Annotated in this window: 15 protein-coding genes and 1 pseudogene; 11 read left to right on the forward strand and 5 right to left on the reverse strand. The window is 58.9% G+C overall.

Annotated elements, in window-relative coordinates:
- Positions 1-477: 477 nt before the first annotated feature.
- Positions 478-759 (forward strand): hypothetical protein, encoded by a 282-nt coding sequence (locus VK725_RS11740; RefSeq protein WP_325318238.1) that lies wholly within the window; start codon positions 478-480, stop codon positions 757-759.
- Here VK725_RS11740 and VK725_RS11745 read toward each other — a convergent pair.
- Entirely contained in the window at positions 756-1,847 is a 1,092-nt protein-coding gene (locus VK725_RS11745; RefSeq protein ID WP_325318239.1) for an MBL fold metallo-hydrolase, read from the reverse strand. The two genes, VK725_RS11740 and VK725_RS11745, sit on opposite strands and share 4 nt — an antisense overlap.
- 98 nt (positions 1,848-1,945) lie before the next feature.
- Here VK725_RS11745 and VK725_RS11750 point away from each other — a divergent pair, with 98 nt between their 5' ends.
- Together VK725_RS11750 and VK725_RS11755 are read left to right on the forward strand one after the other, a co-directional pair.
- The gene (locus VK725_RS11750) at positions 1,946-2,566 is read left to right on the forward strand and encodes a TetR/AcrR family transcriptional regulator (RefSeq protein ID WP_325318240.1); all 621 of its coding nucleotides are present in this window, start codon (positions 1,946-1,948) and stop codon (positions 2,564-2,566) included.
- Positions 2,567-2,705: 139 nt separating this feature from the next.
- Complete coding sequence (locus tag VK725_RS11755) at positions 2,706-3,083, forward strand: hypothetical protein (RefSeq protein WP_325318241.1); 378 nt, start codon at positions 2,706-2,708, stop codon at positions 3,081-3,083.
- Positions 3,084-3,231: 148 nt separating this feature from the next.
- Here VK725_RS11755 and VK725_RS11760 read toward each other — a convergent pair whose 3' ends face one another.
- Positions 3,232-4,110, reverse strand: a complete 879-nt coding sequence (locus VK725_RS11760) for an NmrA/HSCARG family protein (RefSeq protein ID WP_325318242.1) — start codon at positions 4,108-4,110, stop codon at positions 3,232-3,234.
- A gap of 118 nt (positions 4,111-4,228) precedes the next feature.
- Between VK725_RS11760 and VK725_RS11765 the strand changes: the two genes are divergently transcribed.
- From VK725_RS11765 to VK725_RS11785, 5 genes are all read left to right on the forward strand, one after another.
- Positions 4,229-5,128: a LysR family transcriptional regulator gene (locus VK725_RS11765; protein ID WP_325318243.1), complete on the forward strand. Its 900-nt coding sequence runs from the start codon at positions 4,229-4,231 to the stop codon at positions 5,126-5,128.
- Positions 5,129-5,152: 24 nt separating this feature from the next.
- On the forward strand, positions 5,153-5,563 hold the full coding sequence (gene fosX / locus VK725_RS11770) for a FosX/FosE/FosI family fosfomycin resistance hydrolase (protein WP_325318244.1): 411 nt from the start codon (positions 5,153-5,155) through the stop codon (positions 5,561-5,563).
- Positions 5,564-5,680: 117 nt separating this feature from the next.
- On the forward strand, positions 5,681-6,349 hold the full coding sequence (locus VK725_RS11775) for a PadR family transcriptional regulator (protein WP_325318245.1): 669 nt from the start codon (positions 5,681-5,683) through the stop codon (positions 6,347-6,349).
- Positions 6,339-6,845, forward strand: coding sequence for a transcriptional repressor (locus VK725_RS11780; RefSeq protein WP_325318246.1), 507 nt, complete (start codon positions 6,339-6,341; stop codon positions 6,843-6,845). The genes VK725_RS11775 and VK725_RS11780 overlap by 11 nt, the downstream gene beginning before the upstream one ends.
- A 28-nt stretch (positions 6,846-6,873) precedes the next feature.
- Positions 6,874-7,671, forward strand: coding sequence for a siderophore-interacting protein (locus VK725_RS11785; RefSeq protein ID WP_325318247.1), 798 nt, complete (start codon positions 6,874-6,876; stop codon positions 7,669-7,671).
- A 15-nt stretch (positions 7,672-7,686) separates the two neighbouring features.
- On the opposite strand, the gene VK725_RS11790 is transcribed toward VK725_RS11785, so the two are convergent.
- From VK725_RS11790 to VK725_RS11800, 3 genes are all read right to left on the reverse strand, one after another.
- Complete coding sequence (locus VK725_RS11790) at positions 7,687-8,244, reverse strand: lipocalin family protein (protein ID WP_325318248.1); 558 nt, start codon at positions 8,242-8,244, stop codon at positions 7,687-7,689.
- A 101-nt stretch (positions 8,245-8,345) separates the two neighbouring features.
- Positions 8,346-10,778: a S9 family peptidase gene (locus tag VK725_RS11795; protein ID WP_325318249.1), complete on the reverse strand. Its 2,433-nt coding sequence runs from the start codon at positions 10,776-10,778 to the stop codon at positions 8,346-8,348.
- A 101-nt stretch (positions 10,779-10,879) separates the two neighbouring features.
- Positions 10,880-11,830, reverse strand: coding sequence for a GlxA family transcriptional regulator (locus VK725_RS11800; RefSeq protein WP_325318250.1), 951 nt, complete (start codon positions 11,828-11,830; stop codon positions 10,880-10,882).
- A gap of 135 nt (positions 11,831-11,965) precedes the next feature.
- Between VK725_RS11800 and VK725_RS11805 the strand changes: the two genes are divergently transcribed.
- The 3 genes and pseudogenes from VK725_RS11805 to VK725_RS11815 form a co-directional block, all read left to right on the forward strand.
- Positions 11,966-12,610, forward strand: a complete 645-nt coding sequence (locus tag VK725_RS11805; protein WP_325318251.1) for a cysteine hydrolase family protein — start codon at positions 11,966-11,968, stop codon at positions 12,608-12,610.
- 58 nt (positions 12,611-12,668) lie between these two features.
- Entirely contained in the window at positions 12,669-13,334 is a 666-nt protein-coding gene (locus tag VK725_RS11810; RefSeq protein ID WP_325318252.1) for an alpha/beta hydrolase, read from the forward strand.
- 31 nt (positions 13,335-13,365) lie between these two features.
- Positions 13,366-13,720, forward strand: a pseudogene (locus tag VK725_RS11815) (sensor histidine kinase); the annotation flags it as partial.

Genomic DNA, 13,720 nt, shown 5'->3' on the forward strand with positions numbered 1-13,720 from the left:
CCTGCAGGCTGGAAAAATGGCTCAGGATGTCCAAACAGCGTGCTTTGGGACATCCGTGAAAAAGATGTGATCAATCCGTGACGCATCGGCAGCCGAAGACGCCGATGTGCATTCATGACGCGTAGCATTGAGAGACTCTGCCTCGCGCGAAGAGAGTTCAAATCTTTTTTTTCAATGGAGTTGATAGTCAGCGTCGATAGCTATCCAACGAGTCTACATTCCTTTCTTATTGCGCAACGCAATAAAGGTGCGGACGTCGGACGGCTTGATGCTTCGTCTAACGCAAAACGGCTTGCATCGCCGACGAACATCGTGATGACGTGCTTAAAAAACGCCATGCGAGTCAGGCGCAAAATGGCGCGCAAGGGAGCAGCGACGTACATCTCCTGCACGTTTGTTGCAGAACGATGTCCACCATCGATATCAAAGTGGGTCTAAAATTTTTAGGACTCGCCTGATTCCATGAAGGAGTGACTCATGCAACGCGACTTCACTCGGACGGACGCCAAGGCTCAGGCGTGTTCTTACATCCTGCTCAGTCTGCTGCAGCGAATGGATCGGCAAGAGCCCGGTCTCATCGACGATCTTCTTGCCGGCGCGACCGGAGATTTTGAGGCATCGCAATCGCAAGGCGATTTGCCTCATCCCGTTCCAATGATCTTCCAGGAAGCCATCGCGCTTTTGACGCGTGCAAATGCTTATAAGCAAAACCCGCAGGATCGTTCCAGCGGCCAGGAAGGTGCTTTTTGCGGCGACTAACTCTCGCGCGACAACAGACGTTGGACACGTTGATCGACGCCATCGCCAATGTGCTCGTCGACGTTGCGCCACCAGCGCTCACCCGCGTGCGGTGCCGACAGATCCAAACGCTCGCCCATACGCGGCGTCGCGAGAGGAATATTGCGTTCAACGGCTAACGAGGCGACACGTTCGAACGGCTCCTGCCAGCGATGCATGGCCAGATCGAAGGTGCCGTTGTGCACCGGCATCAGCCAGCGGCCGCGCAGATCGATATGCGCCTGCACGGTCTGTTCCGGCTGCATATGCACGTAAGGCCAGTGCGCGTCGTACGCGCCGGTTTCCATCAGCGTGACATCGAACGGCCCAAGGCGTTCGCCGATGGTTTTGAAACCGTCGAAGTAGCCGGTGTCGCCACTGAAGAACACGCGCAGTTCGTCGTCGAAGATCGCCCACGACGCCCATAGCGTGCTGTTACCGTCGAACGGCGTGCGCCCGGAAAAATGCTGCGCCGGTGCGGCAGTCATGCGCAAACCGTCGATCTCGATGCTTTCCCACCAGTCGAGCTGGTGCACTTTCGTCGCATCCACGCCCCATTCGATCAGGCGGTCACCGACGCCGAGCGGCGTCAGAAAGACGCCGGTGGTGGCGGCTAGCTGCTGAATGCTGCTGCGGTCGAGATGATCGTAGTGATCGTGCGAAAGAATGACGCCGCGGATCGGCGGCAATTCATGCAAAGCGATCGGTGGCTGATGAAAGCGTTTGGGTCCCATCCATTGGAACGGCGACGCGCGCTCGGCAAAGACCGGATCGGTCAGCCAATACGCACCGCGCAATTTGATCAGCATGGTGGAGTGGCCAAGCCGATACAGACTGCGATCCGGAGCCGCCTCCAGCTGCGCACGTGTGAGCGCCTGGACCGGCAGCGGACTGTTCGGTTGCGTACCGGCCGGCTTGTTGAAGAGCACGTTCCAGAGGATGCCCAGCGTTTTACCTGCCGGCTGCGATGGCCGCGGCGCCGGGTTATGGAAATGGTTGTCACGACGCTGCGGAGACGCTTCGTACTTGTCGGTCTGGGGGCGACGTGGTTTGGCGATGCGCGAAAACATGGTGGATTCCTGAAGTCAGGCCGGGGCGCCGAATAGGTACACTGTACAGTGTAGTTTAGGAGCTGAAAAAAGTAAACTAGGCAGTGTAAAATGGGACTATGCCTAGCCCTTCCACCCCCTCCCAGCGCCTTACCGACCGCAAACGTCAGGCAATCATCGAGGCCGCCATAGACGAATTCCGCGTCGCGGGTTACGAAACCACCAGCATGGATCGCATCGCCGCGCGTGCCGAGGTATCCAAGCGCACGGTCTACAACCACTTCCCCAGCAAGGAAGTCTTGTTCGCAGAGATCCTGCACTACTTGTGGGAGGCGATTGCCGGAGGCGAAGAACTGGCCTATCGCACCGATCGCCCACTGCGCGATCAATTGCTGGAGCTGATCGCGCAGAAATTTCGCCTGCTCAATGACGAGGCATTCGTATCGCTGGCTCGTGTCGCCATCGCCGCGGGCATTCATTCGCCCGAACGCGCGCTCGACATGGTGGCGCGGATGAGCGAACGCGAAGAAGGCCTGACCGTGTGGATACGCGCCGCTGCCGCAGCTGGCCGCTTGAAAACGAACGATCCGGTCTTTGCCTCACATCAATTGCAGGGACTGATCAAGAGTTTTGCGTTCTGGCCGCAGATCACGCTGGCGCAACCGCCGTTGGACATCGCTACGCAAAAGCAAGTGGCTGAGTCGGCGGTGGATATGTTTTTGGCTTACTACGCTGTCTAAGCTAACTACTCAACCATCGAAGACATTTCGTTTGGGTGTGGCATTGTTCGCTTTCGACCCAAAGCAGACCTTTACCGAATATGTGAAGGCACGTCGAGGAGACGGCATGGAACTCAGGTCAGCGGTTTGGGATCGCGTTATGGAATTCGCATCCTTACTCGCGAGCGAAGACAAGCCGGAAAGGTACTGGGCAAACTACAACGCCCTTAAAGAATATTGCGAAGCCCAGAGTTTTGACGGCTATGACCATCCTTTTCTTTGGGAAAGTCTCGCCGACTTCACGATTGATGATAGCGCCGCCATACCCTTGTATCTTCGAGCGCTAAGTAAGGCGGCGGGAGATGAGGCCCGAGCTTTTCGGGTATCAATCCGATTCGCGCTGGCTGAGCGTCACAGGAACATAGGCGATAGCGAGTTGGCTCGTGAATACGCCATTGCAGCGGACGAAGAAGCTAAGGGCATTGACGACCTGGAGCTTAGGCGGCGAATCAGCAAATTCCTGCTCTGCCGAGAATGAAAACATCCGCTTGCGACTTAGAGCGAACATTTTTTATGTGTCGTACTGGAAATGTCTCAGAGTGTGTTCCATCTAGAAACACACTCTAGACCCGGTTTTCGCCAGCTTTACAAACAGCATGCATAACAAGTGCATGCATGCCGAATGATCAACGGCTTAGCCATTGTGCGGCAGCGTCTTTTGCGAAGTTGCGATACGAACGAGGCGCATGGCCAAGCAGATGTGTGAGTCGTGCGATGTCTTCGGATGTCGCAGCAGCACCGTCGTTTTGATAGCGGTCGAGCATCAAGCGAAGATCAAGTGCATGCCACGCAGGCATCATGGTCTTCATGCGCTTTTCGAGAGCAGCTGTGTCATTGCCTGCATAACGAATCTGTCGCGCGAGTGCATCGCTCCAGATGTTGGCGACATCGGCGCCTGACAAAACGTCCGGTCCGACCAACGCGTACGTTTCGCGAGGAAGCGGTGCCGGTGCGCGTTCGCGGCGCAACAGTTCCAATGCGGCGGCTTCACCGATGTCGCGGATGTCGACCATGGAAATGCCTTTGTCGCCAACCGGCATGCCATATATGCCGGCGTTCAACAGCGGATCTTTCTGGCGCAGATCGTTCTGGATGAAGTAGGCCGGACGCAGCACGGTGGCGGGCAAGTCCAGCGCTTCGATCATGCGTTCCACGGTGTTCTTACTCGCAAAGTGCGGCACGTCAGCGTAAGTGTCGCCGTTGTAGACGGAAAGGTAGACGATGCCTTTCACACCGACCTCGCTGGCGACCGTCAGCGCCTGCATGGCCTGGGTCAACTCGTCGGCGACATTGGGCACGAGCAGGAAAAGCGTGCTGACGCCTTCGAGTGCCGCGCGAAAGGAATCGACGTCGGCGAGATCGCCCGCCACGGCGATGACGCCCGCGGGAAACTGCGCCTTGTTCGGCGAACGGGTCAGGCCGCGCACCTCGACGCCCGAACCAATCAGTTGATTCAAAACCTGGGAACCTATCGTTCCGGTGCTACCGGTGACCAAGATGCTCATGATGAAAATCCTCGTTGTGTGACCGTTGAAGGACGACGTGGACACACAGTAGGTGGTTTCATTTTTGGCGAGAAGACGCCAATAATTGGACACCTCGTCTCATATTCGGAACACCACCATGGACTTGCAGGCCCTCACCGATTTCGCACTGGTGGCCACTCACGGTGGCTTTGGGCGCGCCAGCCGCATTTCCGGCCGATCCAAAGCCACGCTGTCGCGGCGCGTGTCGGAGCTGGAGCAAAACCTCGGCGTGCGTTTGATTGAACGCGGCTCGCAGAGCCTTCGCCTGACCGATGAAGGCCGAGCACTGCACGAACGAACGCATGGACCGCTGTCGGAGATTGCCGAAGCGGAAGAAGCGGTGACGCTCGGTGCATCGACGCCGCGGGGACGGCTACGCGTGAGTGCGCCACTCGTGCTCGCGCATGTTGCACTGGGTCGAGTGAGCGCGCGTTTTGCCTTGGCGTATCCGGACGTGCAACTTGAAGTTGTCGCCGAAGATCGCAAGGTAGATCCGGTGGAGGATGGTTTCGATCTCGTCATACGCGTCGATCCATCGCGTGACGAACGACTTGTCGGCCGACGCATCCTCGATGATCAACGCCTGCTTGTCGCGCATCCGGATATGGCTATGCCGCTACTTTCCGACAGCAACGAAGAAACGCCTTCGGTCAAAGCCGTGCTTATATCGAGAACGCCGCCCGACCTTGTTTGGCAATTTCATACCAGCACGGGCGATGAAAGGCATATCAAGCCTGAGCCTGTATTACGGCTTTCATCGTTGATGATGGTTCGCGATGCCGTGCTGGCTGGTGCAGGCGCCGCGCTATTGCCGAAACTGCTGGTCGAAGAAGACATCACGCGTGGACGTTTAGCGCATTGGGGAACCGATACACATCCACCGGTGGAAATTTGGGCGCTGCGAAATTCGCGTCGTCTGGTCGGTGCAAAAGTCAGAGCGTTCCTCGATGTGATCGAGCAGGCTTTTCCCGGGCGAACGTTCACGCCAACTAAATGACATCAACGCATCGAGGAAGGATTCATGGGCATCGAAGGCATCAGTCACGTCACTTTTCTTGTTCGCGATCTGGACAAGATGGCGATGTTTTTATGTGAGGGCCTTGGCGCGGAAGAGGTCTACGACAGCAAGCACAAGAACTTTTCTCTGTCGCGGGAAAAATTCTTTCTGCTGGGCGGTGTCTGGATAGCCGCGATGGAAGGAACCCCGCCGGTAGAACGCACCTATAGGCACCTGGCGTTCAAGGTGACGGAAACGGAGTTATCCCTGTTCGAGCAAAGGCTCCGCAAGTTGGGCGTGGACATCCAGCCACCGCGGCCACGCGTGCCGGGGGAAGGCGCCTCGCTTTATTTCTACGATTTCGATAACCACTTATACGAATTACACACGGGCACGCTGGACGAGCGTCTTGCGCGCTATAGCCTTGACCAATAAGCCATTTCGTCATCGGGCGCGGCCTCTCGGGCCCTGCGTCTAACCCACCCCTGTTGCTATCGATACAATTTCGATATATCGTTTTATCTAACGTTTCGATATATCGGAGTTATATCAATGCACAGGCATTTCCTGTTTCACCGGTTTATGCACGGCCACCATGGCGGCCGCGGCATGGGCCGGGAAGATGAAGGCAGCTACGGCCGCGAGGCTTACGAATTCCATGGCCGGCGCGGCCGCCATGGGCATCACCAAGAGGGCGGTGATGGGTTTGGCGACTGGGACGGTCTGCAAGGCGGCGGACGCCGTGGCGGCGGACGCATGCTGGGTCACGGCGATCTGAAATTGTTGCTGCTCGCGCTGATCGAACAGCAGCCGCGCCACGGTTACGAATTGATCCGCACCATCGAAGAGATGTTCCACGGTCATTACTCGCCAAGTCCTGGCGCCATTTATCCCACGCTGACAATGCTGGAAGAAATGGGTTACGCGGCGGTGGAGAACGAGCAAGGCAATCGCAAGCTGTATGCGATCACCGACGAAGGCCGTGCGTATCTGCAAGAAAACCGCGGCGCAGTGGACGCGATGACCGAGCGCAATCGCCACAGTGCGCGTCTGATTGCAAAGCTGTCGCTGCCCTTGTCGGTACGCAAGGCGATGCACGCGCTCAAGCACGCCGTGTTGATGCGCGGCGCGGATTGGAACAAGGCTGAAGCGCAGCGTATCGCGGCGATTCTTGAACGTGCCGCCGCGGATATCGCGACGGGCCGCACGGATGAAAACTGAAACGACGGATGGTGCCCTGATCGCCTTGCAGCGCCGCTGCAAGGCACAAGGGCTCGTTCTGACACCATCGCGCCACGCCATTCTGAGCGCATTGCTCGAACAACAGGAAGCACGCGATGCCGTACCTCTATTGCAAGCGGCACAAGCGCATCATTCGCAAACCAGCATCGGCACGGTGTATCGGTTTTTGCGCGAACTGGAACAACGTGGCGTTGTCGAAGCCCACCTACAACCGCATGGACGCACGCGCTGGCATTTGCGCGAGGTTGCGTTGGCCGACGCCGCGCACGCCGCCAGCGACATCCGCAGCATGGTGGCTCAGGTACAGGCCTTTCTCAAAACGCTGGAACAGCTCGGTCTGACCCAAGACGACAACACCTCGAACATGGCGTCAGAACCATTCGGCAACAATCCCCATCGCACGCTAGCCGTGTTGCACGAAATTGCCGGACACCTCGGCTACCGCTTGTTGCCAAGTCGACGTCATCTGCTCTAACCCCACCGCTATGACTGAAAGCTCATCCATGACCCGACACGAACATCACAAGATTCGCCATTCGGTAGTGCTTCGCATGATCGAAGTACTGCGTACGACGCGTATCACCCCGCACATGCAACGCATCGTCTTCGGCGGCGCGGAACTTCACGGCTTCCTCAGCGCTGCGCCGGACGATCACGTCAAACTGTTTCTTCCCAATACGCAAGGTGAAATGGTGCTGCCGAAGATGGGCCCGAACGGTCCGGAGTTTCCCGTTGGCGTAGCACCCTCACCTGCACGCGATTACACGCCACGGAATTACGATCCTCAAAGCAACGAATTGACGATCGACTTTGTCATTCATGGCGATGGTCCTGCATCGACATGGGCGGAACGTGCAAAACCCGGCGAACACATAGCAATTGGTGGGCCGCGCGGTTCTTTCGTCACAGCGGATGATTTCGATCACTACGTGCTGATCGGCGATGAAACCGCGCTGCCTGCCATCGGTCGTCGATTGGACGAAGCGCACGCGGGCACTCGCATGACGGTGCTGGCGGAAATTCCGAAGAAAGCGGACCGCCAACCGCTGGGATCGCAGGCCGATTTTCATGTGACGTGGCTGGAGCGCGATGGCCTTGCCGCCACGGAAAGCCGCTTGCTGGAGCAGGCACTTGAGAAACTGTCTCTTCCGGCAGGCGATACCTTTTATTGGATTGCCGCCGAGTCACGTCGCGCGCGCAGCATGCGTCAGTACCTGGCGGACAAGCGCGGCGTACCAAAGGATTGGATTCGCGCAACCGGTTACTGGCAGGCCAATGGCGACGATGATGAGGACGAATGAGACGTCACCCACGCATTAAAGCAATGGCGCCGCCACGATCAGCTTATCGACCGGATAACCACGCTGACGCGCACGCTCCACTAACTCGTTGAAACGCAAACGGCTCATGGTGGCGGTGCGTGAAAGTATCCAGAGATACCGGCGGCTAGGACCGCCGATGACCGCCCATTGGTAATCCCGATCCAGATCGACCACCCAATAGTCAGCCCATACCCACGGCATCCACGCCAACCATTCCGGCACGAAACGCACTTTCAGTGCACCGGGCTCGCCCTCGACGCGGCGCGCAACGCCTTCGGCATCGTCCATTGTGCCGCTGTCAGTGCGGCAGGCGTTGTGCACGTAAATCGTGCCGTCGGGGTTCTTTGAATACGTTGCCGAAATCGTATCGACGCACTGACGCTGAAAGAACGTCGGCAGATGCGCGATCTCATGCCACTTGCCCACATAACGATTCAGATCGAATGCGGGTACGGGGCGATTGGGCAGCGTAATGCTAGCTTCCGGCACCACAGCCACGAGCTTGGTGAGAAACATCATGGGCAGCATAAAGGTGCCTCCAATGTCTTTCATGTAGCGTCGTGGTACCGATGTCGCAGTGACGTGCGTCGCACGTCACTGCGAAGTGAAGAACAAACGCCCTCGCTTGATCGTGGAGAGGGCGTTTGTTGTCGTTAAGGCGCGGGATTGGGTTTCACCCAGGTTTGGAACAATTCGTCGATACGGCGATATTCGTCGTACCAGGAATCCGGATGTTCGAATTCATGGCGTTCGAGCGGATACAGCGAGATCCAGAAGTTCTTCTTGTGCAGTTCGACGAAGCGCTGATACAGACGGATCGAATCGCTCGCCATCACGTTGTCGTCGATCAAACCGTGATTGATCAATAGCGGATCGCGCAAACTGTCCGCGTATTGGATCGGCGAACTGGTTTTATATGCTTCGGGATCGAGCTGTGGATCGTTGAGAATGTCGGCGGTATAGCCGTGGTTGTACGTCACCCAGTCGGCCGGTGGGCGTTGCGCCGCGCCCGCGGCGAATTCGCCCGGTGCACGCAGCAGCGCCATCTCGGTCATGAAACCACCGTAGCTGCCTCCATAGATACCGACACGCTTGGGATCCACACCGTGGTTCTTCACCAGCCACGCTTTGGCATCGAGCAGGTCTTCCAGTTCCGGATGGCCCATCTTGCGATAGATCGCAGTGCGCCAATCGCGGCCATAACCTTCAGACGCTCGGTAGTCGACATCGATGACGACATAGCCTTCTTGCACGAGCAGGTTATTGAACAACTGTTCGTGCTGGTAGTACGTGGTGGCTTCGCTCACATCCTGCAGATAGCCGGCACCGTGCACAAAGACCACCGCGGGGCGCGATGAGGTTGCATCGGTTTCGTTCGCCGGGCCGTAGTACTTGCCGTAGATGACACCGGCGCCGTGCGACGACGGCACTTCGACGATCTTCGGCGCAATCCACGCATGCGCAGTGAACTCGGGCTTCATGGTGTTGGTGAGTTCATGCGGCGTGCCGCCCTGTGCACTCTGCACCGACAGCTGCGGCAACACGTAGGCGGACGAGTGCAACACGGCAAGTTGACTGTCGTCGGGCGACAATACGAACTGCTCCATGCCGCCGTATTGCGTGACGCGTGTCGATGCACCGCCGTTCGACGGCACGCGATAAACATCGTAGCTATACGGCGCCGTCTGATTGGTGCGCACGTAGAACCACTTGCCATCGGTGGAAAGCTGCGGATGGCTCACTTCGAACTTGCCGCTGGTGAGCGCTTTGGCGGAACCCTCCACCGGTTTCACGTACAACTGCGAGTAACCGCTCTGTTCGCTTAGATACCACAGCGTGCGGCCGTCCTTGAGCCAACCGAAATCGTTGAAGTTCCAGTTGATCCACCCATCGTCATGCAGGCGGTTTTGCGGCACGAAAGCATGGCGATTGAAATCGATGCTGGCGATCCAGCGATCCTTGTTGTCGATGGAGCGAAGTTCCACCGCAACATTGCGGCCGTCTTCGCTCCACACGATGCCGCCGCCGGTGCCATCGTCCAGGTACATCGTTACGGGGCGCACATCCGGTGCTTTCAGCGCCTTGGCGTCGTCATCCTTGCCTGCTTTTTCCAGTGCGGCGACCGTTTCCGCGCGAATGGCTTTCAGCGGGTCGTCCTTGATGCCGGGAAGATTGTCGGTGGCAACGGTGTATTGCTTGTGCGCGACGAGGTCGAGCAACAACAACGACTGTGCTGCCGGATCGTTACGACCGACATAGGTGCGCGCGTCTTCGTTTTCGGTGTAACCCGATTCGGTGACGTAGTGAACGACTTCCGGCGCTTTGCCATCGTCGTGATGCGCAGCTTGCGTGACGATCAACAACCAGCGACCGTCGGGAGAAAGCTCCGTGTCCAGCGCCTGATTCTTGTCGCCAAGCCAGAACGGACGCGGCGCACGCGTAGCGTCTGCGGCATCGAGCGCTTGCTTGTTGGCGCTCACGGCATCTTTGTCGGCCTTGTTCTCGCGCAGCTCCTTGAAGAGATCGAGCTGCTGCTGGCCCAGTTCATCCGGCTTCTTCGCATCAGGGTCATCGGTGAACTTCAGCACGGCGGCGGGCGATGTCACACCGCTGGCCATGTCGTAGACGAACCAGTTGTTGCCTTCGCGATATTGCAGCGCGTGTCCGTCCGCCGAAAACTGCGGTGACGACTCCGGTTGCAGACTGCGCGTCACTTGCACGCGGCGACCGGTGGCGAGATCCACCAGAAACACATCGCCATGCAGAATGTAAGCGGCATGCTGATGCGCTCGGTCATACACCGACGGACCTTGCGCGGACGCCATCGCGGCCGCATCGAGCTTGGTGCTCTGCCCGCTCGCCGGGTCCACGCGATACAGATCGTGCACCGGGCTGCCGTCGCGCTTTAGGCTGTAGTAGATGCTGCGCCCGTCCACGCTCCAGTACGGGTCTTCCACCGCGTGACCCACCCAGTCGGGATTGGCCATGATGGTTTCCAGATCGAGCGATCCCGCAGCGGGCGCCGTGACCGCCGCGGCGGGCAAGACGGTAAGGGCTGCGAGGCCGGCGAGCAGCAGTCGGCGCATGGGGTGCTCCAGAGTCGAAATGACGCAGCATAGCCAAGCGCGCCCGGCTCGCAAGCGCCATCAGTCGTGGTGGCTGGGTGGCGCAGGTTGATACGACGGTCTTACGCGCCGCGAAATTCGCGCCGATAGGTGGAGGGGGTGGTATTGAACGCCACGCCGAAGTGTTGGCGCAGGGACAGTGCCGTGCCGAACCCCGCGCGTTCGGCGATGCGCTCGATCGATTGATCCGTAGTTTCCAGCATGCGCTGTGCAAGGCTTAACCGTTGCGCGAGCAGCCACTGGCCCACGGTGATACCGGTGTGCTGACGAAAGTGCCGGGTGAAAGTGCGGCGGCTCATGAGTGCACGTGTGGCCAGTGAATCGAGGCTGTGCGCTTCATCGAGATGTCGCGCAGCCCATGACAACGTTTTTGTCAGTGGAGTGTCCTTGCTGTTGGCGAACACCGGTTGCTCGATATATTGCGCCTGGCTGCCCTGACGGTGCGGCGGCACTACCAGCGTGCGCGCGATACGATTGGTGGCTTCCGCACCGAACTGGCGCCGCACGACATGCAGGCAACAATCGATGCCGGCGGCAGTGCCTGCCGATGTAACGATGTCGCCTGCATCGACATAAAGCACGTTCGGATCGAGCTGCACGTTTGGAAAGCGTTGCTTGAAGAGATCCGTCCAGCGCCAGTGGGTGGTGGCGGCCTTGCCATCGAGCAACCCTGCTTCGGCCACGATGTAGGAGCCCAGACACAGTCCGACGATGGTCGCGCCCTTGTCGTGCACACGACGCAGTGCCGATAGCAGCGGTTTCGGTGCGTTTTCATTCGGATCGCGCCACGATGGCACGATGACGATGTCTGCCTGCGTCAATTCGCGTAGACCGTATTGTGTGGAAATGCCAAAGCCGATCTGCGTGCGAAGTTCGCCAGGTTCGGCTGCGCAGACGCGCACGTCGAACAAGGCGGGAGCTCCCGCCGACTCTCCAAATACTGCGCAGGGCACCGATAGGTGGAAGGGGCGAATCTGATCGAACGCGGCGATGGCCACTTTGACGCATTTCATGGCCGGACTTCCGGGATGAGGGATTGGCCCGATTCTACCTAATTATGACAATTGGGCCACTGCCGGAACAACGACCAGGCGCGGAAGATGCACTTACCGGGAGCGCCGCTCCCTTCCTAAAGCAGGATCGCCGACATGAGCCAGAAACCGCGCCGCGCACTGATCGTTATCGACGTCCAGAACGAATACGTCACCGGCGGCCTGCAGATCGAATACCCGCCTGTGGAGGAGTCCCTACGGAACATTGGCCGTGCGATGGACGCTGCGCGCATGGCAGGCATTGCAGTGATCGTGATTCATGAGACATCGCCCGCTGATTCGCTGCTATTTGCCGAGGGCTCGGCGGGTTGGGAGCTGCATGAAGTGGTAGCCAAGCGCCCATACGATCATTATCAGCGCAAGTTGTTGCCAAGCGCTTTTACCGGTACCGATCTCGCCGAATGGCTGGCGGAGCGTGAGATCGACACTTTAACCGTGGTTGGTTACATGACGCACAACTGCGACGACACCACCGTAAAGCATGCATTTGATCGCGGTTTTCAAGTGGAATTTCTGAGCGATGCCTCCGGTAGCGTGCCGTACGCCAACCGTGCGGGTTTTGCGAGCGCGGAGGAAATCCATCGCGTGCTCAGCGTCGTACAGCAATCGCGCTTTGCGGCTGTGCTGAGCACGGATGAATGGCTCGATTGCGTTGCGCAGGGCAAGGCCGCCGAGCGTGACACGATTTACGCCTCGCACCAGCGCGCACTAGCGCAATTGGGCCATCGCCCCGCGGCATGAAACATGCGAACCGAAACGGCTGCTACGATGTCGTTTCGGTTCCCTCTGTTGATGCCCTATGAGCGTACTCCCCACTGTCGAGAAAGAAACGGGCGCCCATCCTGCGTGGAGCATTATCTGGCTGCATGGCCTGGGTGCCGATGGCAACGACTTCGCGCCGATCGTGCCGGAGCTGGCGTCGCCGCCATGGCCCGCGGTGCGTTTCGTGTTTCCGCACGCGCCTGTGCAGCCGGTGACGATCAACGGCGGCATGGCGATGCGTGCCTGGTACGACATCTACGGTTTCGATTTGATGGCACAGCAGGACGAAGCGGGTATTCGCGCATCGATCAAGCATCTGGATGCGTTGATTGCGCGCGAGCACGAGCGTGGCATTCCTTCCGAGCGCATTTTGCTGGCCGGCTTTTCGCAAGGCGGCGCGATTGCGCTGGCCGGCGGCCTTCGATATCCGGAGAAGTTGGCCGGCATCATCGCGCTTTCCACCTATCTGCCACTCGCCCCATTGCTGGCGGCCGAGCGCAGTGCAGCCAACGCCGACATTCCCATTTTCTGGGGGCACGGCACGGTCGATCCGGTGGTGATTCTGCAACGCGGTACCGATTCGCGCGCCGCGCTGGAAGCGCTGGGTTATCACGTGGCATGGCATACGTATCTGATGCCGCACGCGGTGTGCCCACAGGAAATTGCCGATCTCCGGCAGTGGATTGGCGAGCGGTTGCGCTGAAACCTGATTCGGCAGCGGGCATACTGCGCTTATGCCGCCAGCCACTGCCAAGCCGTCCGCGCCATCGCACAGCCCGTTGCCGGACTTCTGCAGCCTGCCGGTGATATCGGCGTTGCTGGTCGTCGGCGCACTGTGCGTGACGCTGGCGTGGCTCGCACCGGAAAGCACGCGCGGCTGGCGCGGTTACAGCGTCGGCATGGTGTTCGTGGAATGGCTTGGCATGGTGATGGGTGTGGCGTTGTGCAAGCTACGCCCATGGTTGCTTCGCCTGCCTGGCTTGTTGCCGTATGCCGGCGTTTGGCTGGTGATGGTGGCCATCGTGACACTCGGCAGTCTGCTTGCACTGTGGATGGATCGCATGCTGAATTGGGAGTTGATCGTCCCCG

This window comes from Dyella sp., assembly GCF_035486915.1.
Taxonomy (GTDB): domain Bacteria; phylum Pseudomonadota; class Gammaproteobacteria; order Xanthomonadales; family Rhodanobacteraceae; genus Dyella_B.

Bases quoted from the DNA above. Each gene is read 5' to 3' on its own strand.
- VK725_RS11740 (WP_325318238.1), top strand. From the start codon at position 478: ATGCAACGCGACTTCACTCGGACGGACGCCAAGGCTCAGGCGTGTTCT.
- VK725_RS11745 (WP_325318239.1), bottom strand. From the start codon at position 1,847: ATGTTTTCGCGCATCGCCAAACCACGTCGCCCCCAGACCGACAAGTAC.
- VK725_RS11750 (WP_325318240.1), top strand. From the start codon at position 1,946: ATGCCTAGCCCTTCCACCCCCTCCCAGCGCCTTACCGACCGCAAACGT.
- VK725_RS11755 (WP_325318241.1), top strand. From the start codon at position 2,706: ATGGAATTCGCATCCTTACTCGCGAGCGAAGACAAGCCGGAAAGGTAC.
- VK725_RS11760 (WP_325318242.1), bottom strand. From the start codon at position 4,110: ATGAGCATCTTGGTCACCGGTAGCACCGGAACGATAGGTTCCCAGGTT.
- VK725_RS11765 (WP_325318243.1), top strand. From the start codon at position 4,229: ATGGACTTGCAGGCCCTCACCGATTTCGCACTGGTGGCCACTCACGGT.
- fosX (WP_325318244.1), top strand. From the start codon at position 5,153: ATGGGCATCGAAGGCATCAGTCACGTCACTTTTCTTGTTCGCGATCTG.
- VK725_RS11775 (WP_325318245.1), top strand. From the start codon at position 5,681: ATGCACAGGCATTTCCTGTTTCACCGGTTTATGCACGGCCACCATGGC.
- VK725_RS11780 (WP_325318246.1), top strand. From the start codon at position 6,339: ATGAAAACTGAAACGACGGATGGTGCCCTGATCGCCTTGCAGCGCCGC.
- VK725_RS11785 (WP_325318247.1), top strand. From the start codon at position 6,874: ATGACCCGACACGAACATCACAAGATTCGCCATTCGGTAGTGCTTCGC.
- VK725_RS11790 (WP_325318248.1), bottom strand. From the start codon at position 8,244: ATGAAAGACATTGGAGGCACCTTTATGCTGCCCATGATGTTTCTCACC.
- VK725_RS11795 (WP_325318249.1), bottom strand. From the start codon at position 10,778: ATGCGCCGACTGCTGCTCGCCGGCCTCGCAGCCCTTACCGTCTTGCCC.
- VK725_RS11800 (WP_325318250.1), bottom strand. From the start codon at position 11,830: ATGAAATGCGTCAAAGTGGCCATCGCCGCGTTCGATCAGATTCGCCCC.
- VK725_RS11805 (WP_325318251.1), top strand. From the start codon at position 11,966: ATGAGCCAGAAACCGCGCCGCGCACTGATCGTTATCGACGTCCAGAAC.
- VK725_RS11810 (WP_325318252.1), top strand. From the start codon at position 12,669: ATGAGCGTACTCCCCACTGTCGAGAAAGAAACGGGCGCCCATCCTGCG.